Origin of the sequence: Streptomyces umbrinus (genome assembly GCF_030817415.1) — a bacterium.
GTDB lineage: Bacteria > Actinomycetota > Actinomycetes > Streptomycetales > Streptomycetaceae > Streptomyces > Streptomyces umbrinus_A.
In genome coordinates this window covers 429,156-450,878 of sequence record NZ_JAUSZI010000002.1, presented here as the reverse complement: position 1 = coordinate 450,878, position 21,723 = coordinate 429,156, and the positions used below count along the sequence as shown (strand labels likewise).

The following is a 21,723-nucleotide window of genomic DNA, read 5'->3' as shown; positions in this document are numbered from 1 at the left end:
CCAAATCGCTGGACAGGGCCCTGGAGGGCTCGCCGGGCCGGTGACGTGCGGCTACTCAGGGAAACGATCTCAATGGTTGAGACTTCATCCACCCGGATGAGAGTTTGGTAAGGCTTGCCTTATATGATGGTGCGGCCCTCGCTGCCGCCCCTGCGTGCCGAGGAATGCCCACCTCTTCCGCACGACAGGACCCTCCATGCGAACCACCTCCCGCGGCCTCTTCGCGGCCCTCGCTCTCACCCCGCTGCTGGCCGGCTGCTTCGTGTCCGGCGAAGGCGGCTCGGACACGGGCGGCGAAGCGGGATCGGGCGGTCGGCTGAGGGTGGCCCTCGCAGTGCCACCGGTGCGGGCACTGTCCCCGTACAGCAACGACGCCACCGTGCTCAGCAAGCTCGCCGTGACCGAAGGCCTCACGGCGCTGAGCCAGGACGGGGCCGCCACGCCCGCCCTGGCGAAGTCCTGGACCCCGAGGAATCCCACCACCTGGACCTTCGAGCTACGCAAGGCCACGTTCCAGGACGGCACCGACGTCACCGCCGAGTCCGTTGTCAACGCGCTCGAACACGCCGGCAAGGCCGGACCCAAGCCTCGCGTCCTCAGCGACGTGACCCTGACGGCAACGGCGGAGGACACCGACACCGTCACGATCAGTACGAAGACGGCCGACCCAGTGCTCCCCCTGCGGCTCGCCAGCCCCGCGCTCGGCATCCTCGCCCCGAAGGCGTACGCGAAGAACGGCACCGTCAGCCCGGTCGGCACCGGCACCGGTCCCTTCGAGATCACAAAGCTCACCGGGAAGACCAAGGTCACGCTCGACCGCTACGACGACCACTGGGGCGGCAAGGCCAAGGCGACCGGCATCGACGTCACCTGGATCGCCGACGGCACCGCCCGCGCCAACGCTCTGCGCGGCAAGGACGTCGACATCGCCGAGTGGATACCCACCGCCCAGGCGAAGCTGCTGGCCAAGGACACCCGCCACGACGTGCCCTCAGTGCGGACCGACAGCCTGGTCCTCAACACCCGCGGCGGCCTCTTCACCGACCCGGCGCTGCGCGCGGCCGCCCGCGAGGCCGTGGACGGTTCCGCCCTCGTCGACTCGGTCTTCGGCGGATACGCCGACCCCGCTCAGGGTCTGTTCGGGCCCGCCGTCCCCTGGTCCGCCGACAACCGTGTCGCGGTGACCGGCCGCGCCGAGGCCGCGACCACCGCACAGGTCACGTCGAAGACCAAGGGCAGGAGCCTGCGCCTGGCCACCTACACCAACCGCGCCGAACTCCCCGAAGCCGCGACCGTACTGCAGCAGCAGTTGGAGAAGGCCGGGTTCACGGTGAAGCAGGACGTACGCGAGTACACGCAGATGGAGGCCGATCTCCTCGCGGGCAGGTACGACGCGCTCGTCTTCTCCCGCGTGACGCTGCTCGACACCGGCGACGCGGTCGCCTATCTGGCGAGCGACTACACCAGTGACGGCGTCTACAACATCGCGGGACTCAAGGACCCCGAGGTCGACCAGGCCATCAAGTCCGCCGCCGAGGAGGCAGACACGGCCCAGCGGCAGAAGAAGGTCATGCGGGCCGAGGCGGAGATCCTGCGTACCGACGCCGTCGTGCCGCTGGTCCACGAGAAGGTCGTGCAGGGGATCAGCACGGGGGTCGAGGGCGTCCTCCTCGACCCCCGCGAGCGCTCCCTGGTCGACGTCGACACGCGTGTGAAGTAGCGGCGGTGAGCGTCACATCGGGCGGTGCGGACACCCGCCCGGTCCGGTGGCGCGCGGGGGCCTCCCGCGTCGCCGCCGGTACCGCGCTGCTGACGGCCGTGGCCCTGCTGCCCTGGCTGTCCGGGACCGACCCCGCGCTGACCGTCCTGCGGGCCCGCTCCGCCGACCAGGACCCGACCCCCGGGCAACTGGCTGCCATTCGTGAGCAACTGAGCCTCGACGAAGGACCGTTCACACATCTGGTGCACTGGCTGGGCGGACTGCCGCGCGGGGAGGCGGGCACGTCCTGGGTGTCGGGCGAACCGGTCCTGCCCCAGGTCACGTCCGCCTTCGCGGTCTCCTTCACGCTGATGCTCGGCGCACTCGTGGTTACGATCGCGGTGGCCGCGCTCGTCTGCGCCCGTACCCTGCATCTCGGATCCCGGCGACGGCTGCGACAGGCACGGGCAGGCACCGGGGCCGCGGTCCTCGCCGCTCTGCCGAAGTTCCTGCTCGCCTCACTGCTCGCCACCGTGTGCGGCGTGTGGCTGGGCTGGTTCCCCTCCAGCGGCTGGGAGGGGCCACAGGCCATGGTGCTGCCCGCGCTCGCCCTCGGCATACCGTCCGGGGCGATGATCGGCGGTCTGCTCGACCAGTCACTGCCCGCGGCCTTCAACGAGCCCTGGGCGCGGACCTGGCACGCCTTCGGCTTCTCGACCGGCCACATCGCCAGACACGCGCTGCGCCGCACACTGGCCGGTGTGCTCCCGCAGCTCCTGCCGACCGTCGTGGCCCTGGTCGGCGGTGCGGTCGCGGTGGAGAAGATCTTCAACATTCCGGGACTCGGCCGGCTCGCCCTGGACTCCGCGGTGGCCCAGGATCTCCCGCCGTTGCAGACCGCGACCCTGGTCCTCGTCCTCCTCGGCATCGCCGCCGGCCTGCTCATCCAGGCCCTGCGTCACGCACTCCTCGGCCCCGCCCTGCGGGACGGCGCCCTGCCTGCCCTGCACCCGCCGGCCCTCCCGCGACAGCGCGTCACACTCTGGGTGGCCGGGTTCTGTGCCGTCGCCCTGCTCGCTCTGGTCGTGAGCGGGTTGCTGCGTGACCCCCTCCACGTGGACACGGCGGCCCGACTGCTGCCTCCCTCGACCGCGCACCCCCTGGGCACCGACGCGCTCGGTCGCGATCTGCTGGCCCGACTGGGGCACGGGGCGGTGCGTACGGCGGGCGTGGCCCTCGCGGTGTCGGCGGCCAGCACCCTCATCGGGCTGCTGCTCGGCATGGCCGCACAGGTGGGCGCGGGCCTGACCGAAGTGGCGGCGACGCTGCCGGCCGTCCTCGCCGGACTCCTGACGACCGCCGTGACCGGGCCGTCGGTCTGGGGCGCCGCGTGCGCCGTGTGCCTGGTCGGATGGACCCCGTACGCCGCCCAGACCGCCGCACTGCTCGAACAGGAACGCGCGAGCGGTCACATGCTCGCCTCGATCTCGTTCGGCGCCGGCCGGCGCTACCTGCTGCGCCACCACCTGCTGCCCGCGGTCCTGCCCGCGGTCCTGCGCAACGCCCTGCTCCGGCTGCCCACCGCGGTCCTCGTACTGGCCTCCCTCGGCTTTCTCGGTCTGGGCGAGCAGCCGCCCACTCCAGAATGGGGCCGTCTCCTGTCGGAGAACCAGCCGTACGTGGAACTGGCCCCCTGGACCGTACTCGGCCCGGCTTGCGCCCTCGTCCTCCTCTCAGTCCTGGCCGTGTCCGGCACGGCGTTGGGACGACGCGGAACCCGACGCCACACCCCCGGGCGCGGAACCGAACGACGCCGGCTCCCCGCCGTCCGGTCTCGACCCGGTTCGCCACCTGGCCGCCCTCGGGCACCCGGGAAGTAGCCGTGGCTGTAGAGCGTCAGCGTCCCGTTCCAGCGGGCGGGCACTCGCCCGAGGGCACCTGTCCTTCCTGATGCACCCCGACCAGGCCATACAGTTCATCGCGGTACGCGACGTCGGCCGCAATTTCGCCGCGGTCTTCGGCTCATCCGATCGCTACGCCGACCGCACCATGGAGATCGCCGGTGACGCTCTCACCGGCAAGGCCGTGGCCGAGCATCCGACCCAGGCCGCCGGCCGGGCGATCAGCTGCAGCCGTCTGCCGACGACCGTGCTGGCACGGGACGGGGTCCTGAGCAAGTTGGAAGCACTCGTAGACGACGGCAGGCTGGCGGGAAACGCGTACCTCGACGCGTCGCGCGCGGAGTTTCGGCACCGGCAGACCCCTGCACCTCTACATCCCGGCCTAACAAACCACCGCTGGTTCGGGCCCTCGAAGGGGTGCCGCAGCAAGCCGCGGCAGTCGGAGCGTAACCACACGCAACAACTCGGTTCGGTTCCAAGCTCCGCAACCACCGAGGGGCGGTGGTCGGACCTCTGACTTGTTGAATCGGATCCAGACGCACGGTCTGCAGCCGTAGCGTCCAGGGTGCCGGTCAGCATGGGCTCGCGTGACCTCATGCCGCCCCAACTCGGGCTGGCTCATGGTGAGTTTGCCGCCGTTGGCCGGCACCCGCGCGGTGTGGTTCGACAGGGGGAACAGCCATGCCGGGCCCGGAGGCCAGCGGCCCTCTTGCAGGGCCGCGGAAAACATCACGGCGGAGCCGCCCTCAGCGCAGGTGGCGGGCGGTGATCTCCGTTGCTGTCTCGGTCACCAGCCGCCCCAGCTCGTCGAGCCGGCCGGGTTCGAAGCGGGAGTCGGGCAGCGAGATGGCCACGGCGGCCAGCGGGACGCCGTCACCGTCCAGGACGGGTGCCGCGATGGCGCAGATCCCCTGGAGGTACTGGTTGTGGTTGACGGCGTAGCCACGCTCCCTGACCCGCTGGAGCTCCGTGCGCAGCTCCTGGGGGTCGGTGATGGTCTCGTCGCCGTACCCCTCGAACGTGCCCGTGGCGAACTCGTCGACCTCGGGATTCGGGAGCTGGGCAAGGATCGCGTGCCCGGTGGCCGTGGCGTGCAGCGGTGAGGTGTCGCCGATCGGGTGGAAGGTCCGAACGGTGTGGTCGCAGTCGACGCGGTCGACGACGACCATGCTGTGCAGTGCGTCGGGTACCGAGAGATGGATGGTCTCGTTGACCGTGTCCCGGAGTCGGATCATGGGTTCGCGGGCGGCGGCGAACAGGCTGGAGCCCTGGAGAGCGGCGGGTCGTACGGCGAGGACGCGGGCGCCGATCTCCCAGCGTGTGGTGTCCCTGCGGTTGGCCCTGAGCCAACCCGCCTCGTTGAGGGTGACCAGGGTGCGCTGCACGGTCGACTTGGGCAGGCCGAAGAGCTTCGTCAACTCCCCGACGGTGACCGGCTGATGCCGGGCGACCGCCTCCAGGATGCGCAGTGACCTGGTGACGCTCTTCATTTCCATCCGGGGCCCCCGTCAGTCGCGTGGCTTCGTCGTGCTCACCGTGTGACTCCCTCCCCGGAGCCGCGGGCATAATTCATGCCGGATTCTAGCATGGCGTTCCACGATATGGCATGGCGTCGATGGTCGGCCGGAGCCGCCATGACCTTCGCGGCCATGGACGGCGGGGGCGGCCTCGCCCCGCCCCGCCGTGCCGGGTGGCCTCCCTGGGCCTGCGCATCCCCTGGTCGGGCCCAGGGCGATGGCTGCCCTGGCATGCGGCGAGGGCCGGCCCGCACGCTCCGACGCGCGCAAGCCGGCCCTCGCCGGTCCGGGGCCCTTTTGGGCCGCCGCCTTCCGTCAGCCGCCCAGTAGGCGTCCGCTGATCTCCTTCGCCGTGCCGGCGACGTGGCCGCCCCACTCGGACTCCCGGTCCGCGTCGTACCGGGAGTCGGGCATCGAGACCGCCACGGCGGCCAGCGGTGTCCCGCTTTCGTCGAGCACGGGTGCGGCGAGGGCGCAGACGCCCGGCCGGTACTGATTCCGGTTGACCGCGTAGCCGTGGGTGCGGATCCGGTCGAGCTCGGCGCGCAGTTCGTCGGGGTCGGCGGGGGTCGTGTCGCTGAAGCGCTCCAGGCCCTGAGCGACGAGTTCCTCGACGTCCCGATTCGGGAGCTGGGCGAGGATCGCGCGCCCCACGGCGGTGGCGTGCAGCGGTGAGGTGTCGCCGATGGTGTGGAAGGTCCGTACGGGGTGGTCGCAGTCGAGGCGGTCGACGACGACCATGCTGTGCAGTGCGTCGGGTACCGAGAGATGGATGGTCTCGTTGACCGTGTCCCGGAGTCGGATCATGGGTTCGCGGGCGGCGGCGAACAGGCTGGAGCCCTGGAGGGCCGCGGGTCGCACGGCCAGCACCCGGGCGCCGATCTCCCAGCGCGTGGTGTCCCTGCGGTTCGCGCGCAGCCAGCCCGACTCGGCCAGGGTGACCAGGGTGCGCTGCACGGTCGACTTGGGCAGGCCGAAGAGCTTCGTCAACTCCCCGACGGTGACCGGCTGATGCTGGGCGACCGCCTCCAGGATGCGCAGCGATCTGGTCACGCTCTTCATTTCCATCCGATTTCCCCCCGTTAATCCTCGGAACTTCTGATGGACACCCTCTTGACTCCCCTCCGAGCCGCTGTCATTCTCGTGCCAGATTCTAGCACAGCGTTCCACAATGTGGCACGGCCCAGCGGATGGATCCCGAAGAAGTGGCCGGCACCGCGAGACACGGCGGCTGTGAGCCGAGGGCCCGAAGAAGGAAAGGGGCCCGGCCCCCGTCCAAACCGACTCGAATCGATCAGCCTCATGTCGGGCGCTCAGCATGCGCCCCGGCGATACGAAAGGAAAGTCCTGTGTCAGCTGCCAGGAAGCGCGTCGCCGTCGTCGGCGTCGGAACGATGGGCAGCCAGGCCGCCTGGCGGCTGGCGGCCCGGGGTGCCGAGGTCGTCGGGTACGACCGGTTCGCCCCCGGCCACGACCGCAGTGCCGCCGGCGGTGAGACCCGGATCTTCCGCAGCGCGCACTTCGAGGACTCCCGCTACGTCCCGCTGCTCAAGCACGCGGACGCGCTGTGGGGGCAGCTGCAGCAGGAGACCGGCCGTGAGCTGCGACGGCTGACCGGGTGTCTGCTGATGGGGCCGATCTGGCACCACCAGATGGCCACCGTCCTGGAGTCCATCGCGGAGCACGATCTCGACCACGAGGTGCTGGATGCCGAGCTTCTGGCGAAACGATTCCCCCAGTACCGCATAGAGGAAGGCGACGCGGCCGTGCTCGACCGCCGCGCCGGTTTCATCCGCCCGGAGCTGACCATCCAGACCGCCGCCCGCCGCGCCGAGCAGCTGGGCGCGGTGATCCACCGCTACAGCACGGTCCGCGAGATCGTCCCCGTCGCGGGCGGCGTCGAGATCCGCACCGACTCCGGCAGCGAACGCTTCGAAACGGCCGTCGTCACCCCCGGACCGTGGGTCAACGACCTGCTGCCCGACCTGCCGTGGGAGGTGGACGTCCGCCGCCTCGTCAGCGCCTGGTACGTGCCCACCACGCCCGAGGCCTGGTTCGGTGAGGAGCGCCCGGCGTTCATCCGGACCGCGCCCACCCACTGCTACGGCCTGCCCTCCCCGGACGGCATCTCGGTCAAGCTCGGCCTGTCCCGCGCCCTGCACCAGCCGGCGGGCGACCCGAACCAGCTGGACCGGACGGTGCGGCCGGAAGAGCTGGAGATCTTCTCCGAGTTGATCGGGCGTCACGTGCCGGACCTGCACCCGGACCCGACCCGGCTCTCCGTCTACATGGAGGGCTACACCGAGAGCAGCCGCCCCCTGGTCGGCCCCCTGCCCGGCGCCGAGAACGTGATCCTGCTCGCCGGCTTCTCCGGCCACGGCTTCAAGCTCTCGCCCGCCTTCGGCGACATCGCCGCCGACCTGGCGCTGGACGGCTCCTCGCCCCGGCCCATCGACTTCATCTCCACCGTCGGCCGTACGGAGGCATGACCATGAACGACACCACCCTGTCCGTGAGCTCCCTTGAGGCCCAGCCCGGCACCAAGGCCCGCGGCACTCTCCAGGCCGACCTCGGCACCCTCACCGCGGACATTCCGCTGACGCTGGTCAACGGTTCCCGCCCCGGCCCGCGGGTCGTCATCACCGCGGGCGTGCACGGCGGCGAGTTCACGCCCATCGACGCCGTCGTACGACTGGCTGACGCACTGGACCCCCGCGAGGTGCACGGGCAGGTGATCATCTGCCCCGTCGCCAACCCGCCCGCCGTGTACCAGGGCCGGCTCAACATCTCCCCGGTCGACGGCGTGAACCTCAACCGCGTCTTCCCCGGCGACCTGGCCGGCGGCCCCACCGAGCGGTTGGCCGCCTGGCTCTTCGCCCATCTCGTCGACGGCGCCGACGTCTACATCGACCTGCACTGCGGCGGCATCGACCAGGTTCTGAGCGACTTCGTCGGCTACCGCCTCACCGGTGACCCGGACCTCGACAAGGCCACGGCCGAACTGGCAGGCTCCTTCGGCATCGAGGACGTCATCCTCGGACTGAAGGCCGACGGCGGCAACAGCCACGCGGCCGCCGCCCGCCGGGGCATCTCGGCGGTCCTGGTCGAGGTGGGCTCACTCGGGCAGCGGGACGAACCCACGGCCCTCCGCCGCGTCGACGGCCTCCTCACGGCACTGCGCCACCTGGGCGTCCTCGACCAGAACGGCTCCGCCCCGGCCCCGATCCGCGAGTGGGTCTGGTCTGCCGGCGTCACCGCCGAGGCCACCGGCCTGTGGTACCCGGAGTTCTCCTTCGACGCCGACGTCATCGGCGAAGTAGCCGAGGGTGACCTCCTGGGCCGCATCGTCGACCCGGCCGACGGCACGGAGCACACGGTCCACGCGCCGGCCGGTGGACGCGTCTTCTACGGCATGCACGGTCTCACCGTCGCCCCCGGCGCCGAACTCGCCGCCCTCGCCGTGCCGTGGGACCCCGCCACGGCTCCGAGCCCCGACACCCTCCGTACTCCCGGCGCGGGCCACGGATCCGACGAGGCGGCCCCCCGCCCGTAGCGCCCCCGCCCGCAGCGCCCCACACCCCCTGCCCCCCCTTCCCAGCAGCACCACCCCAGGAGGCACACCATGAGAGACGCCCGGATAGACCGTCGGCTGTTCCTGCGCGGAGTCGGTGGAGTCACGGCGGGTCTCGCCGCCGCGTCCGCCCTGAGTGCCTGTGGCACCGGAAGCAGCCGCAGCACGACCGCCGGCAGCGGCAAGAGCTCCAAGACGCTCGTCGTGCGCAACAGCGGTGGCACGTACGGCGAGGCCAACCAGAAGGCGGTCTACGACGCGTTCACCAAGGAGACCGGCATCCAGATCAAGGTGGTGAACATCGCGTACGCGCAGCTGCTCGCCCAGATCAAGCAGGGCCGCCCGCAGTTCGATGTGATCGACACCTCGATGGCCGACGTGGTGCGCTTCAAGGACGAGGACGCGACCGAGGCGCTCGACTACGACCGGCTGAAGAGCACCAGGAATGCGGGCATCGCCGAGTCCCTGATGATGTCCCACGGCGTCGGCAAGAACTACTGGGCCAGCGTCATGGCGTACCGCACCGACGCGTTCGACGGCAAGAAGCCTGAAAGTTGGGCGGACTTCTGGGACACCAAGGCGTTCAAGGGGAGCCGCGCCCTCCAGGCCCGCGACGCCGATCTGCCCGAACTGGAGTTCGCCCTCCTGGCCGACGGCGTGCCCCTGGACAAGCTGTACCCCCTTGATGTGGAGCGCGCCTTCAAGTCCCTCGACAACATCAGGGGTTCCGTCCGCAAGTACTGGGACACCGGTGCCCTGCCCGGCGTCCTGCTGGGCCGCGAGGAGGTTGTCGCCACGAGCGTGTGGCACGGCCGTCTCGACGCCCTGATCAAGGGCGGCTCGCCGCTCGCCTACCAGTGGAACGGCGCCCGCCGGCAGAGCAACGGCTTCTGCATCCCCAAGGGGGCCGCGAACCTCGATGCCGCCTACCAGCTCGTCGACTTCGCACTGCGGCCCGACATCCAGGCCGCCTACGCCGAGGTCTATCCGATGGCCCCGGTGGTGCCCGCCGCCTACAAGAAGCTCTCCTCGGCCGCCACCGACAACCTGGCCAGCTCGCCCGAGCACCTGAAGTCCGGGTTCGACCTGGACGTCGAGTGGTGGATCAAGAACGAGGCGGCCGTGTCCAAGCGCTGGCAGGAGTGGGTCAATGCCTGAGCTGAACCTGAAGTCCCAGCACGCTTCGTCCCCGGCGGTCTCCCCGCCGCCGGGGACCGGTACCGGAAAACCCCTCTCCGTCACGGACCTGCGCAAGACGTACAGCGGCCTGACCGCTGTCGACACGGTCTCGATGGAGATCGCGGGCGGCGAGTTCGTCACCTTCCTGGGGTCCTCCGGCTCCGGCAAGACCACCACCCTGATGATGATCGCCGGGTTCTGCGAGCCCGACTCCGGCAGCATCGTCGTCGGCGGCCGTGACGTGACCCGCCTCGCCCCGCAGAAACGCGGCCTCGGCTTCGTCTTCCAGCAGTACCTGCTCTTCCCGCACATGACGGTCTGGGAGAACGTCGCCTTCCCGCTCCAACTGCGCGGTGTGCCCAAGGCGGAGCTGCGCCGCCGGGTCGGCGAGACCCTGGAGATCGCCGGACTCTCGGCCATGGCCCGCCGCCGGCCCCGCGAGCTGTCCGGCGGCCAGCAACAGCGTGTCGCGCTCTGCCGGGCGCTGGTCTACCGGCCGCCGGTCATCCTCATGGACGAGCCGCTCGGCGCGCTCGACAAGAAGCTGCGCGACCAGCTACAGACCGAGATCAAGCGCATCCAGCAGGAACTCGGCCTGACCGTCATCTACGTGACGCACGACCAGGAGGAGGCCTTGGTCCTGTCCGACCGTATCGCGGTGATGCGGGACGGACTGATCGACCAGTTCGACACCCCGCGCGAGCTCTTCGAGCGCCCGCGCACCCCGTTCGTCGCCGACTTCCTCGGCGCGGCCAACTTCCTCCCCGGCACCGTCCAGCAGCAGACGTCCGAGCAGACCCTCGTACGGCTGGACACGGGAGGCCTGCTCAACGCCCGCTCGCAGGGGGGAGCGGAGGGAGCCCAGATACGGGCCGCGGTGCAGCCGGGCCGGCTCCGGCTGTGTACGCCGGGCGACGGGTTCTGTACCGGGACCGTCGAGACGGTCACCTATGTGGGAACCCTCGTCCGCGTCACCGTCCGCCCGGCGGGCGACGCCGCCACCGGCCTCGTACGGCTGGAACTCCCGGCCGGACAGGCCCCGGTCATCGGCGAACAGGTCAGCCTGACCGCCGATCCCGACGACGTCAGCGTGTTCGCGGTGGAAGGAGGTGGGTGACATGGCCGGATCCGTTCTCGCCCCCGCGCCTCCTGCCCCGGGTCCCAAGGCCCCCGCGGCCTCCCAGGGACGGCTGCGCCGCGCGCTGTCCGAGCGCCGCACCCGCTTCGGGCTGCTCAACGCCGCCCCCGTGGTCGTCTATCTGCTGGTGCTGTTCGTCTACCCGATCTTCAGCACCCTGCTCCTCAGCCTCAAGAGCGAGGACGGTGGCTGGACGCTGCACTGGTACGCGAACGCCCTCCAGGGCTCCAACCTGAAGGTCCTCCTCACCACTCTGCGGATCTCCGCCGAGACCTCGCTGCTCAGCCTGGTCATCGGCTTCATGCTGGCTGCCGCCGTCTCCCGGCTCAAGCCGATGTGGGCAGGCCTGGTGATGATCATCGTCATCGTGCCGCACTTCATCAGCGCCCTGGTGCGCACCTACGGCTGGATCATCCTGCTCGGTGAACACGGCGTCATCAACAACGCTCTGACGGACCTGGACGTCCCGGGTGCTCCGTTCCAGATGCTCTACAACGAACTCGGCGTGGTCATCGGCACCACCTCGGTGATGCTGCCGTACACCGTGCTGCTGCTGTACGCGGTCATGAAGGGCATCGACCGCCGGCTGCCGGCCGCCGCAGCCAGCATGGGCGCGGGACGGCTGACGATCTTCCGCCGGGTCTACCTGCCGATGGTCGCTCCCGGCCTGATCAACGCGGGCATCCTGTGTTTCATCCTCTGCCTCGGCTACTACCTCACTCCTGCCCTGATGGGTGGCCCGAAGCAGACCATGGTCGCCTCGCTCATCAGCGAGCAGGTGATGAAACAGAGCCAGTGGAACGGCGCCGCCGCGCTCGGCATCATCCTGCTGCTCCTCACCTTCGCGGGTCTGCTCCTGCTGCGGCTGATCAAGGTCGTCGGCGAGGCAGCGAAGAACAGGGGTACGTCATGATCGCGCTGCGTTCCACACTGACGGGGCGGATCGTCCTGACGGTCCTGTCCACGCTGGTACTGCTCTTCCTCGCCCTGCCGATCGTCCTCATCGTCGTGACCTCCTTCGGCAGCGACGCGTTCGGGTCCTTCCCGCCGGACTCCTGGACGCTCGGCTGGTACGAGCAGCTGTTCGCCGACGGCAGCAAGTGGCCGGCCGCGCTCTCCCTGAGTGCCCTGGTCGCTTCGCTGACCACCGTGTTCTCGCTCGTCCTGGGCATGACCGCGGCGACCGCCCTGGTGCGCAGCAAGCTGCCGCTGCGCTCGGCCGTCTACGGCCTGGTCCTGGCGCCCCTGGTGATCCCGCAGGTCGTCATCGCCCTTGGCCTGTTTCTTCTCTTCGAGCCGGCCTCGATGCTCGGCAGTCCGATCGCCCTCGCGCTGGGCCACACCGTGCTGGCCTCGCCGATCGCCGTGATGATCCTCATGGCCACGTTGCAGGGCATCGACGAACGGCTGGAGGACGCGGCGGCCAGCATGGGCGCCGGTCGTCTCACCGTCGCCCGGCGCATCACGCTCCCGTTGGCCATGCCCGGGATGATCGCCGCCGCGATCTTCTCCTTCATCACCAGCTTCGACGAGTTCTTCATCTCCATGTTCCTGTCCTCGGTGGACACCACGACCCTGCCCGTCCAGATGTTCAACGTCCTCCAGTTCGATGTCGACCCGTCGGTGACGGCCGTCAGCGCGCTGCTCATCGCGGTCGCCGTCGTGGCGCTGGTCCTGGTCGCGGCGGTGCGCCGACTGGGCGTCGGCAAACAGGACGGTCTGCTGCCGACGGAGCCGGGGACGGGTCTGTCCGCGGGGAGCGAGGCGTCATGATCACCAGCACCCGCGCTTCGGCCGGTGAACTGTCCGCCACTGCGGCCCGGCACCTGCTGCTCCACATGACCCCCAACGGTTCGCTGGGCCCGGAGGGCGAGGACCTCTTCGTCGTCCGGTGCGGGGAGGGCCCGTACGTCGAGGACGTCGACGGCAGGCGCTACATCGACGGCCTGTCCGGGCTGTACTGCTGCCAGCTCGGCTACTCCTACGGCCCCGAGTTCGCCGAGGCGGCGGAGAAGCAACTGCGCGAGCTGTGCTACAGCCCGCTGTGGACCGGCTCCGCGCACCCGACGGCGATCGAACTCGCCGAGCGGCTGTCCCGGATCGCCCCCGTCGACATCGAGCACACCTTCTTCTGCGGCGGCGGCGCCGAAGCAGTGGAGACCGCCTGGAAGATCGCCCGCCGCCACCACGCCCTGAACGGCGAACCCGGCCGCACCAAGGCGATCGCCCGGCGGGGCGCCTACCACGGCCTGACCATCGGGGCCCTGTCCCTCACCGACGACCCCGGCCTGACGGACCCGTACGGACCGCCGGCGATCGACACCCGGTTCGTGTCGAACACCAGCCGCTTCGGTCTGGCACCGGAGTTCGCCGACGACACCGCCTTCACCGCGCACCTGCTGGCCGAGCTGGAGGCCGAGATCCTGGCCGAGGGCCCGGAGACGATCGCCATGCTCATCGCCGAGCCGGTGCAGAACCGGGGCGGCTGCATCACCCCGCCCCAGGGGTACTGGCAGGGGTTGCGGGCGCTGGCCGACCGGTACGGCTTCCTGCTCGTCGCCGACGAGGTGATCACCGCCTTCGGCCGGGTCGGGGAGTGGTTCGGCGGTGACCTCTACGGCGCCCGCCCGGACATGGTCACCGTCGCCAAGGGCATCACCGCCGGATACGCCCCGATGGGCGCCACCCTGGTGAGCACCCAGGTCGCCGAGGTCATCAACCGGCCCGGCGCGGTCCTCAACCACGGCTACACCTTCGCCGGGCACCCGCTGAGCGCGGCCATCGCCCTGCGCAACCTGGAGATCATGGAGCGGGACCGGATCCTGGACAACGTCCGCGGTCTCCAGGACAACCTGGCGAACCGCATGGCGGCCCTCACGGACCTGAGAATCGTCGGCGATGTCCGCGGCGCCGGGTTCTTCTACTCCTGCGAACTCGTCGGCGACCTCGACGGCGGCGGCTTCAGCGACCGCGCCCGGGCCGATCTGGTCGTCGGCCTGATCCCGCGCCGACTGCGTGAAGCCGGCCTGCTGGCCCGCGTCTACAACCGCTCCGCGCCGCTGGTCCAGATCGCGCCCCCGCTGATCAGCGACCGCGCTCTCCTCGACCGTATCGCCGCGATCGTCGCCGGCACCCTCGCCGAGGCATCCGCCCGCCTTTGATCCACGTTTTTGGAAAGGAACCCCATGTACTCCATCGGTTCGCTGACCGTCGCCCCCGGCGAGCGCGCCCAGGGCCTCATCCCGGTCGGCACCAGCACCTACGGCGTGGAGCTCGGCATCCCGCTCATCGTCGTCAACGGCGCGCAGGACGGCCCGGTCCTGTGTGTGGACGCGGGCGTCCACGGCGACGAGTACGACGGCCAGGAGGCCGTCCGGCGTGTGCTCGCCGAGATCGACCCGGCCACCCTGCGCGGCACCGTCGTCGGCATCCCCTGCATGAACACCCCCGCCTTCGAGGCGGCCGCCCGCGCCAGCGGCATCGACCACCTCAACCTCAACCGCATCTTCCCCGGCGACGCGGAGGGCTCGTACTCGCAGCGGCTGGCCGCCACGTTCGTCGAGCAGGTCGTGCCGGCCGTAGACGCCGTCGTCGACCTGCACACCGGCGGCGCCTACGGCGAGATCGCCCCGCTGGTCATCCTCCAGGGCGGCTACGAGGACCTGGCAACCGACCTGGCACTGGCGGCCGGTCACGAGCTGGTCTGGAAGGGCGGCAAGTGGGGCGGCACGGTCCGCCACCCCGCTCTCGCGGCGGGCAAGCCCGCCATCACCATCGAGGTCGGCGGCGGCACCTACCGCGAGGCCAACGTCGAGACGCACATGAACTCGATCCGCAACGTACTGCGCAGCCTCGGCATGACCGACGGCGAGGCGGAGCTGCGGGACACCTACACCACCGTCTCCGGCACCTTCGCCCGCTCCGCCGCCGGCGGCTTCTTCGTCGCCCGCGCCGAGCCGGGGGAGAACTGCAAGGAAGGCGACCTGATCGCCACCATCACCGACCACTACGGCAACACGCTGGAAGAGGTCACCGCCCCGCAGGACGGCATCGTGCTCTGGGTCCGCCGGATCCGCACCGTCCGCCCCGGCGACGAGGTCGTCATCTTCGGCGAGGTGCTGGGGGAGATCCGGCCATGACCGGCGAACCGCAGCTGACAGAACTGCTCATCGACGGCAAGCAGGTCCCCGCCGCCGACGGACGCTCCTTCACCGTCCTCGACCCGTCGAACGGCACGGCCGTCGCCCAGGTGGCCCTGGCCGGCGAGGCGGACGTGAACCAGGCGGTGGCCGCCGCCCGCGCGGCGCTCACCTCTCCCGAATGGGCCGCGATGCGCGCCGCCGACCGGGGCCGCATCCTCTACCGGATCGCGGAGGCCATCCGCTACCAGGGCGAACGGCTGGCCCGCCTGGAGAGCCAGGACGTCGGCAAGCCACTGCGCCAGGCAAAGGCCGACGTCGAAGCCGCCGCCCGGTACTTCGAGTTCTACGCGGGTGTCGCCGACAAGCTCGGCGGCACCACGATCCCCCTCGGGCCCGGCCTCATCGACTACACCGTCCGAGAGCCGATCGGCGTCTCCGGCCAGATCATCCCCTTCAACTACCCCCTGCAGAACACCGCGAGGGGCTCCGCCCCCGCGCTGGCGGCGGGCTGCACCGTGGTGCTCAAGCCCTCCCCGGAGGCGCCCCTCACCCCGCTGGAGATCGGCAGGATCGCCCTGGAGTGCGGCCTTCCGCCGGGCGTCCTGAACGTCGTCCCCGGTGACGGCGAGACCGGCGCGGCGCTCGCCGGGCACCCGGACATCAACCAGGTCACCTTCACCGGCTCGGTGCCCACCGGCATAAAGGTCGCCCAGGCTGCCGCCGCCAACGTGGTCCCCTCCGTCACGGAACTGGGCGGCAAGTCCCCGGTCGTCGTCTTCGCCGACGCCGACTTCGACCTGGCCCTCGGAGCAGTCGCCGCCTCGGCCTTCGGCAACGCCGGCCAGACCTGCTCGGCCGGCACCCGGCTGCTGCTCCAGCGCGGCGCCGAGGAGTTCCTCGACAAGCTCGTCGCCCACGCCGCCGCACTGCGCGTCGGCCCGGGTCTCACCGACCCGGACGTCGGCCCGCTGGTCGCCGCCCGGCAGCGCGACCGGGTGCTGGGCTACCTGGACCTGGCCCGGGAGGAGGGCGCCGTGGCACGGGCCGGTGGCCGTGCCCCGTCCGAACCGGCCCTGGCCGACGGCTACTACGTCGAACCGACCGTGCTCACCGGCCTGACCAACGACGCCCGGTGCGCCCGCGAGGAGATCTTCGGCCCCGTCATCACCGTCATCGAGTTCGACGACGCCGACGAGGCCCTGGACATCGCCAACGACAGCCCGTACGGCCTCGCGTCCTACGTCTGGACCCGTGACATCGACAAGGCGATGCGGCTCGCCGAGGGCATCCGGGCCGGCCAGGTCTACGTCAACGCCACCGGCGTCGGCACCGGCGTGGAACTGCCCTTCGGCGGCTACAAGCACAGCGGCTGGGGCCGGGAGAAGGGCCTCGCGGCACTCGACAGCTACACGCAGACCAAGAACGTCTGCATCGGCTTCGGGAGCCGGTCATGAGATACCGCGTGCTCGGTGAACGCGGCCCTGCCGTCTCCGTGGTGGGCGTCGGCGGCAACAACTTCGGCTCCCGACTCGACGAGGACGGAACGAAGGCCGTCGTCCACGCGGCTCTCGACGCGGGGATCACCCTCTTCGACATCGCCGACGTGTACGGCGGGTTCGGGGAGAGCGGCACCGGGCGCGGTGACGGCGAACGGCTCCTCGGCACCGCCCTCAAGGGGCGCCGCGACGAAGTCGTGCTGGCCACCAAGTTCGGCATGGAGATGGGCAGGGACGCGGACCTGTACGGACCGCGCGGGGCACGTGCCTACCTCCGGTACGCCGTCGAGACGTCGCTGCGGCGGCTCGGCACCGACCGCATCGACCTGTACCAGTACCACGAGCCGGACGGCGTCACTCCGCTGGAGGAGACGGTGGCCGCGCTCCGGGAACTGGTCGACGAGGGCAAGATCCGGTACATCGGCTGCTCCAACCTCCCGCCTGAGGACCTCACGGACGCCTTCGTGTCGGTCCAGGCCCGCTACCACCTGCTCGACCGCGCTGTGGAGAAGGACGTCGTCCCCGCCTGCGTCAGCCACGGTGTGGGCCTCCTGCCGTACTACCCGCTGGCCAACGGCCTGCTCAGCGGAAAGTACCGGCGCGGAGAGGAGCCCCCGCCCGGCAGCCGGCTGTCCTGGCGGCAGGGCTGGCTCACCGACGCGGCCCTCGACAAGGTCGAGGCGCTCACCGCGTACGGCGCCGAACGAGGACTCACCCTCCTTCAGGTCGCCGTGGGCGCACTGGCCGCGCTCCCCGCTGTCGGCTCCGTCATCTGCGGCGCCATGACCCCCGAACAGGTCACCGCCAACGCGGCGGCGGCCGACTGGACCCCCGACCCGGCCGATCTGGCCGCACTCGACGCGATCGTCACCCCCGGTGAACGCGTCGTCTGAAGCCCCCACCCCACCCCCTGGAAAATCCGGAATCCCGCGAGACTGAGGCGAACACCATGCGAGAGATCGTCACCTTCGACGCCTATGCGACCCTGATCAACTTCGAGCTCGCCCCCACGACCCTGAAGGTCCTCGAAGACCGGCTGGACCTGGACAACCTGGACGTCGACGAGTTCCTCGACGACTTCCGCGTCATGCGGTTCCAGGCCGTCCTGGAGGCCTACCGTCCGTACCACGAGATCCTGCACTCCAGCCTCCGCAACGCCATGCGTCTGCACGGCCTGGAGTACCGCGACTCCGACGGGGACGCCCTCGTCGAGGCCGTCCCCACCTTCGGCCCCTTCCCGGAGGTTCCGGACGCGCTGCGCGCCCTGAAGACCAAGTACGAGATCGCCATCATCTCCAACACCGACGACAACCTGATCGCGCGCAACGTGGAGAACATCGGCGTCGAGTTCGACTACGTCATCACCGCCCAGCAGGCCGGCGCCTACAAGCCGGACCGCCAGACCTTCGAGTACGCCTTCAAGACCATGGGCGTCGAGCCGTCCCAGGTCATCCACACCGCGCAGGGCTGGGAGTACGACCACATCCCGACCCGCGACCTCGGCCTGAAGCGCCGGGTGTGGATCAACCGCTACGGCCGCCCCGGCAGCGCCGACTACCAGCCGTACGACGAGCTGCGGGACCTGTCGGGCCTGCCGAAGCTGCTCGGCTGCTGACCGAAGCACAACGGCGAAACAGACCGAGAACACAGAGGACGCACGCCATGAAGCAGATCCCCTACTGGCTGGACACAGCCCCCGCCTTCCCCGACCGTTCCGGAAAGGACCTGCCCGACGAGGCGGACGTGGTGGTGATCGGCGGCGGTCTCACCGGCCTGTCCACCGCCTATCACGCCGCCCGCAAGGGCGCCCGGGTCGTCCTGGTCGAGAAGGACAAGGTGGGCTCGGGCGCCTCCGGGCGCAACGGCAGCATGTGCACCCAGGGCATCACCATCAGCCCCGCCGACGCGCGCAAGCGCTACGGGCAGGAGCGGGCCCGTGAGCTGTACGACGCCTTCCGCGAGGCGGTCGACGTCGTCGAGGAACTCACCCACACCGAGAACATCGACTGCGACTTCAACCGCTCCGGGCGCCTCGGCGCGGTCTGCAAGCCCGGGCACTTCGAGGGCCTGCGGGCCAAGCAGCGCGATCTGGCCGAGAACTTCGGCCACGAGACGGTGGTCCTGAGCAAGAGCGAACTGCGGGCCGAGCTCGGCACGGACTACTACCACGGTGCCCTGCTCGACCCGCTCAGCGCGGGCCTGCACGTGGGCAAATTCGTCGGCGGCCTGGCAGACGCCGCCGAGCGCGCCGGCGCCGAGATCCACGAGCGCAACGCCGCCACCGGCCTCACCCGCCTGTCCGGAGGAGGCTTCCTGGTGGAGACAATGAACGGCACCATCCGTGCCAAGCAGGTCATGGCGGCGACGGACGCCTACACCGACAAGTCGATGCCGTGGTTCCGCAAACGGCTGATCAACGTCGGCAGCTTCATCATCGTCACCGAGCCGCTGGGGGAGGCACGCGCCAAGGAACTCATCCCGAACGGCCGCCTGCTGGTCGCCCACAAGAACGTCGGCCACTACGTCCGCCTCACCCCGGACAACCGCCTCGCCTTCGGCGGCCGGGCCCGCTTCGCCCCCTCCAACCCGGCCTCCGACATCAAGAGTGGAGATATCCTCAAGCGGGAGATGACCGAGATCTTCCCGCAGCTCGCCACGGTGCGGATCGACTACGTGTGGGGCGGCATGGTCGGCTTCTCCTGGGACCGCATCCCGCACGCCGGTGAAGTCGACGGCCTGTACTACTCCATGGGTTACTGCGGCCACGGCGTCCAGATGGCCACGTACATGGGGCGGACGGTCGCCGAGATGATGGACGGCAAGCCCGAGGCCAACCCGCTGCGCGGATTCGGCTTCCCGAAAGTCCCCGTCCCCTTCTACAACGGCACGCCCTGGTTCCTGCCTTTCGGCGGCGCCTACTACAAGGCGAAGGACAGGCTGCTCTGAGCCGATTCCGACGGCGTTGAAGCCGCGGGGACTGCCCAAGCAGCGGCCCTGGCCCGTCCCCGCGGCCTTCCGGGCGGCGCGACCCCGACTCGTGCTCCAGCACCCGCCCCGACATCCCAGCCTTGATCCGCGCGTCTTCGGGCGCGTTGTGCCTCCAGTGCAGCACGATCCGCGACAGACCCGCCGCGCCTGCGCGGGCGCATACCCGCATACCGCCGGCCGTCCGCTCGGTGGTGACCTGGGTGCTGCGCACCGTCCGGACACCTTCGGTGCCCGAAACCGCCGTGTGTGGCCGGGTGGAGTCGGTCATGACGTGGACTGTGTCGGGCAGGCGCAGCACGGCAGGCTCCTCGGGGTGCGGGACGGTGACGGTTCAGGCGCGGCGAAGGCGCAGCGTACGGATCCGGAATGGCCGAGTCGCAGCGTCGCCGTCCTGGCGCCGCCGGACCGGCCGAGCTGTCCTCCCGACGGCCACGGCTGACTCAGGTCAGGCGGGCCTGCCGCTCGCGCTCGGAGTAGCCGGCAGAGCCCGCGGATGCACGGGAAACAGTTGCCGTACGCCTCCCGCGCACAGATCGAGGGCGAGTTCGGAGAACATGGCGTTGGCCCAGCCGAACCAGTACCGGGTGAACCGGCCGGGGTCGTCGACATGGAAGCTCTCGTGCATCAGGCCGGTACCGGCGGTCGTGGCGGCCAGCGTCCGCAGGGCCTGTGCCGCGGCGTTCTCGTCGCCGGTCAGGCCGGCCGTGGCGATGGCCAGGGGCCAGACGTGACCGCCCGGCGTGTGCGTACTGCCGACGCCGGACGCGTACCTGCCGCCGAAGAACGAAGGGTTCGCCTCGGAGAGCACAAGACGCCGGGTGGCTTGATAGAGAGGGTCCTCCGGTGCGCACCAGCCGCTCAGGGGAAGGCCCAGCAGGCTCGGGAGGTTGGCGTCGTCGCCGAGCAGTACTGGGCCGAGGCCGTTCACCTCGTAGGCGAGTACGGATGCGCCGCCTGCCTCGACCACCGCGTGCGCGAGGATTCCGGCGTCGATCTCGTCGGCCAACCTCCGGGACTCGCGGGCGAGTTCGACGTCGCGGAGAGCGGACGAGGCCAGTTCGGCCAGCCCGTGCAGGCTCGCCGACGCCAGTGCGTTGGCCGGGACGAGGTAGCCGTGCCGGCAGGGATCGTCGCTCGGCCGGAAGCCCGACCACGTCATACCGGTCCGCCGGACGCCGGCTCCGCGGCCGCCCTGGGGAAGGCTGTCACTGGCGAAGGGGCCGGACGGCCGGACGAACCAGTAGGGCGAGTGCGTGTGGGACTGCTCCGCCCGCCACAACCGTACGATCGTCCAGGCGGCGCGGTGAAAGGCGTCGTCGAGGTGGTCCTCGCGGCCCGTTGCCCGCCGGATCGCGTACGCCAACTGCAACGGCGCGCAGAGGGAGTCGAGTTCGTACTTGCGCTCCCAGACCCATGCCCCGGGCGTGGGCCGGTCGGCGGGCTCGCCGTGCGTTCCGGTGGGTCCGTCGTTGAAGGCGTTGGCGTACGGGTCCAGCAGGACGCAGCGGATCTGGCGGCGCGAGACACCGACCAGGACGTCGCCGACCTCGGGATCCTCGGCCACGGCGAGGTAGGGGCGGACCTGGGCCGTGCTGTCCCGCAGCCACATCGCCGGAATGTCTCCGGTCCTCACGAAGACTTCCGGCACTCCCGGGACTTCCGGGGCATCCGACGGCGGGGTGCCCCAACTCATCGATGTGGTCCAGGTGTTGGTCAGGCAACTCTCGACGATGTCCGCTGCCGGGCTGCCCCGCAGTTCGGTGGACAGCCGTCGGCCGAGTGTCCTCAGCGACTCCGGAACCGCCCACGCGGTTCCGGCTGTTGGCTTGGGAAACGTTACCATCGCGCCTCTTGACTCCCTCTGGGGCGTGCGCCACCGTGTGATCAACAGGGAATGGAAACGTTACCTTGAAGGAGCTGGAGACCACCAGACGGCCGGGTCCGCCCGGTCCGAGTCATCGCCAACTCCTCGGAGTCAGAAGGTGAGCGCGTGTGACAGCCACTCCGCACCAAGAGACGCGAACCACCGCACCGCCTGTGGACCGGCCGCCCGACCGGGGGAGCCCGGGGCGCTTCGGACGACCTTGGCGAC

At 70.5% G+C, this 21,723-nt stretch carries 18 protein-coding genes; 15 read left to right on the top strand and 3 right to left on the bottom strand.

The genetic code is table 11. From position 1 onward, the window contains the following. The first annotated feature begins 196 nt into the window (after positions 1–196). The 3 genes from QF035_RS02695 (at position 197) to QF035_RS02685 (ending at position 4,117) form a co-directional block, all read left to right on the top strand. The gene (locus tag QF035_RS02695) at positions 197–1,720 is read left to right on the top strand and encodes an ABC transporter substrate-binding protein (protein ID WP_307517878.1); all 1,524 of its coding nucleotides are present in this window, start codon (positions 197–199) and stop codon (positions 1,718–1,720) included. Positions 1,721–1,725: 5 nt separating this feature from the next. Further along, complete coding sequence (locus tag QF035_RS02690) at positions 1,726–3,579, top strand: ABC transporter permease subunit (protein WP_307517877.1); 1,854 nt, start codon at positions 1,726–1,728, stop codon at positions 3,577–3,579. Positions 3,580–3,649: 70 nt separating this feature from the next. Further along, positions 3,650–4,117 (top strand): hypothetical protein, encoded by a 468-nt coding sequence (locus tag QF035_RS02685; RefSeq protein WP_307517876.1) that lies wholly within the window; start codon positions 3,650–3,652, stop codon positions 4,115–4,117. A gap of 229 nt (positions 4,118–4,346) precedes the next feature. Here QF035_RS02685 and QF035_RS02680 read toward each other — a convergent pair whose 3' ends face one another. Together QF035_RS02680 and QF035_RS02675 are read right to left on the bottom strand one after the other, a co-directional pair. Beyond that, positions 4,347–5,090 carry an IclR family transcriptional regulator gene (locus QF035_RS02680; protein WP_307530855.1) on the bottom strand — a complete coding sequence of 248 codons (744 nt, stop codon included), beginning with the start codon at positions 5,088–5,090 and terminating at the stop codon, positions 4,347–4,349. A gap of 342 nt (positions 5,091–5,432) precedes the next feature. Beyond that, positions 5,433–6,179, bottom strand: coding sequence for an IclR family transcriptional regulator (locus QF035_RS02675; RefSeq protein WP_143642252.1), 747 nt, complete (start codon positions 6,177–6,179; stop codon positions 5,433–5,435). A 287-nt stretch (positions 6,180–6,466) separates the two neighbouring features. Between QF035_RS02675 and solA the strand changes: the two genes are divergently transcribed. The 12 genes from solA to QF035_RS02615 all read left to right on the top strand — a co-directional run bounded on the left by solA (position 6,467) and on the right by QF035_RS02615 (position 19,589). Then, positions 6,467–7,606, top strand: coding sequence for an N-methyl-L-tryptophan oxidase (solA, locus tag QF035_RS02670; RefSeq protein ID WP_307517874.1), 1,140 nt, complete (start codon positions 6,467–6,469; stop codon positions 7,604–7,606). 2 nt (positions 7,607–7,608) lie between these two features. After that, positions 7,609–8,670, top strand: coding sequence for a succinylglutamate desuccinylase/aspartoacylase family protein (locus QF035_RS02665; protein ID WP_307517873.1), 1,062 nt, complete (start codon positions 7,609–7,611; stop codon positions 8,668–8,670). A gap of 69 nt (positions 8,671–8,739) precedes the next feature. Then, positions 8,740–9,846 carry an ABC transporter substrate-binding protein gene (locus QF035_RS02660; RefSeq protein WP_307517871.1) on the top strand — a complete coding sequence of 369 codons (1,107 nt, stop codon included), beginning with the start codon at positions 8,740–8,742 and terminating at the stop codon, positions 9,844–9,846. Further along, the gene (locus QF035_RS02655; protein WP_307517870.1) at positions 9,839–10,984 is read left to right on the top strand and encodes an ABC transporter ATP-binding protein; all 1,146 of its coding nucleotides are present in this window, start codon (positions 9,839–9,841) and stop codon (positions 10,982–10,984) included. Before QF035_RS02660 ends, QF035_RS02655 begins: the two co-directional genes overlap by 8 nt. Before the next feature lies 1 nt (position 10,985). Next, complete coding sequence (locus tag QF035_RS02650) at positions 10,986–11,918, top strand: ABC transporter permease (protein ID WP_307517869.1); 933 nt, start codon at positions 10,986–10,988, stop codon at positions 11,916–11,918. After that, positions 11,915–12,778, top strand: a complete 864-nt coding sequence (locus tag QF035_RS02645; protein WP_307517866.1) for an ABC transporter permease — start codon at positions 11,915–11,917, stop codon at positions 12,776–12,778. Before QF035_RS02650 ends, QF035_RS02645 begins: the two co-directional genes overlap by 4 nt. Next, positions 12,775–14,166: an aminotransferase class III-fold pyridoxal phosphate-dependent enzyme gene (locus QF035_RS02640; RefSeq protein ID WP_307517864.1), complete on the top strand. Its 1,392-nt coding sequence runs from the start codon at positions 12,775–12,777 to the stop codon at positions 14,164–14,166. The genes QF035_RS02645 and QF035_RS02640 overlap by 4 nt, the downstream gene beginning before the upstream one ends. Before the next feature lie 24 nt (positions 14,167–14,190). Continuing rightward, positions 14,191–15,144 carry a succinylglutamate desuccinylase/aspartoacylase family protein gene (locus tag QF035_RS02635; protein ID WP_143642238.1) on the top strand — a complete coding sequence of 318 codons (954 nt, stop codon included), beginning with the start codon at positions 14,191–14,193 and terminating at the stop codon, positions 15,142–15,144. After that, positions 15,141–16,601 carry an aldehyde dehydrogenase family protein gene (locus QF035_RS02630; RefSeq protein ID WP_307517862.1) on the top strand — a complete coding sequence of 487 codons (1,461 nt, stop codon included), beginning with the start codon at positions 15,141–15,143 and terminating at the stop codon, positions 16,599–16,601. The genes QF035_RS02635 and QF035_RS02630 overlap by 4 nt, the downstream gene beginning before the upstream one ends. Next, positions 16,598–17,536, top strand: a complete 939-nt coding sequence (locus QF035_RS02625) for an aldo/keto reductase (RefSeq protein WP_307517859.1) — start codon at positions 16,598–16,600, stop codon at positions 17,534–17,536. Before QF035_RS02630 ends, QF035_RS02625 begins: the two co-directional genes overlap by 4 nt. 56 nt (positions 17,537–17,592) lie before the next feature. Then, positions 17,593–18,258, top strand: a complete 666-nt coding sequence (locus QF035_RS02620; RefSeq protein WP_307517857.1) for a haloacid dehalogenase type II — start codon at positions 17,593–17,595, stop codon at positions 18,256–18,258. Positions 18,259–18,305: 47 nt separating this feature from the next. Further along, entirely contained in the window at positions 18,306–19,589 is a 1,284-nt protein-coding gene (locus QF035_RS02615) for an NAD(P)/FAD-dependent oxidoreductase (RefSeq protein WP_307517855.1), read from the top strand. Positions 19,590–20,076: 487 nt separating this feature from the next. Here the strand turns inward: QF035_RS02615 and QF035_RS02610 are convergent, their stop codons facing one another. Then, on the bottom strand, positions 20,077–21,474 hold the full coding sequence (locus tag QF035_RS02610; RefSeq protein ID WP_307517853.1) for a glycoside hydrolase family 125 protein: 1,398 nt from the start codon (positions 21,472–21,474) through the stop codon (positions 20,077–20,079). Positions 21,475–21,723 lie beyond the last annotated feature (249 nt).

Excerpts from the sequence above, each read along its gene's own strand:
- QF035_RS02620 (WP_307517857.1), top strand. The coding sequence starts at position 17,593 with ATGCGAGAGATCGTCACCTTCGACGCCTATGCGACCCTGATCAACTTC.
- QF035_RS02695 (WP_307517878.1), top strand. The coding sequence starts at position 197 with ATGCGAACCACCTCCCGCGGCCTCTTCGCGGCCCTCGCTCTCACCCCG.
- QF035_RS02660 (WP_307517871.1), top strand. The coding sequence starts at position 8,740 with ATGAGAGACGCCCGGATAGACCGTCGGCTGTTCCTGCGCGGAGTCGGT.
- QF035_RS02645 (WP_307517866.1), top strand. The coding sequence starts at position 11,915 with ATGATCGCGCTGCGTTCCACACTGACGGGGCGGATCGTCCTGACGGTC.
- QF035_RS02655 (WP_307517870.1), top strand. The coding sequence starts at position 9,839 with ATGCCTGAGCTGAACCTGAAGTCCCAGCACGCTTCGTCCCCGGCGGTC.
- QF035_RS02625 (WP_307517859.1), top strand. The coding sequence starts at position 16,598 with ATGAGATACCGCGTGCTCGGTGAACGCGGCCCTGCCGTCTCCGTGGTG.
- QF035_RS02680 (WP_307530855.1), bottom strand. The coding sequence starts at position 5,090 with ATGAAGAGCGTCACCAGGTCACTGCGCATCCTGGAGGCGGTCGCCCGG.
- QF035_RS02685 (WP_307517876.1), top strand. The coding sequence starts at position 3,650 with ATGCACCCCGACCAGGCCATACAGTTCATCGCGGTACGCGACGTCGGC.
- QF035_RS02665 (WP_307517873.1), top strand. The coding sequence starts at position 7,609 with ATGAACGACACCACCCTGTCCGTGAGCTCCCTTGAGGCCCAGCCCGGC.
- QF035_RS02610 (WP_307517853.1), bottom strand. The coding sequence starts at position 21,474 with ATGGTAACGTTTCCCAAGCCAACAGCCGGAACCGCGTGGGCGGTTCCG.
- QF035_RS02640 (WP_307517864.1), top strand. The coding sequence starts at position 12,775 with ATGATCACCAGCACCCGCGCTTCGGCCGGTGAACTGTCCGCCACTGCG.
- QF035_RS02630 (WP_307517862.1), top strand. The coding sequence starts at position 15,141 with ATGACCGGCGAACCGCAGCTGACAGAACTGCTCATCGACGGCAAGCAG.
- QF035_RS02675 (WP_143642252.1), bottom strand. The coding sequence starts at position 6,179 with ATGAAGAGCGTGACCAGATCGCTGCGCATCCTGGAGGCGGTCGCCCAG.
- QF035_RS02650 (WP_307517869.1), top strand. The coding sequence starts at position 10,986 with ATGGCCGGATCCGTTCTCGCCCCCGCGCCTCCTGCCCCGGGTCCCAAG.
- QF035_RS02615 (WP_307517855.1), top strand. The coding sequence starts at position 18,306 with ATGAAGCAGATCCCCTACTGGCTGGACACAGCCCCCGCCTTCCCCGAC.
- QF035_RS02635 (WP_143642238.1), top strand. The coding sequence starts at position 14,191 with ATGTACTCCATCGGTTCGCTGACCGTCGCCCCCGGCGAGCGCGCCCAG.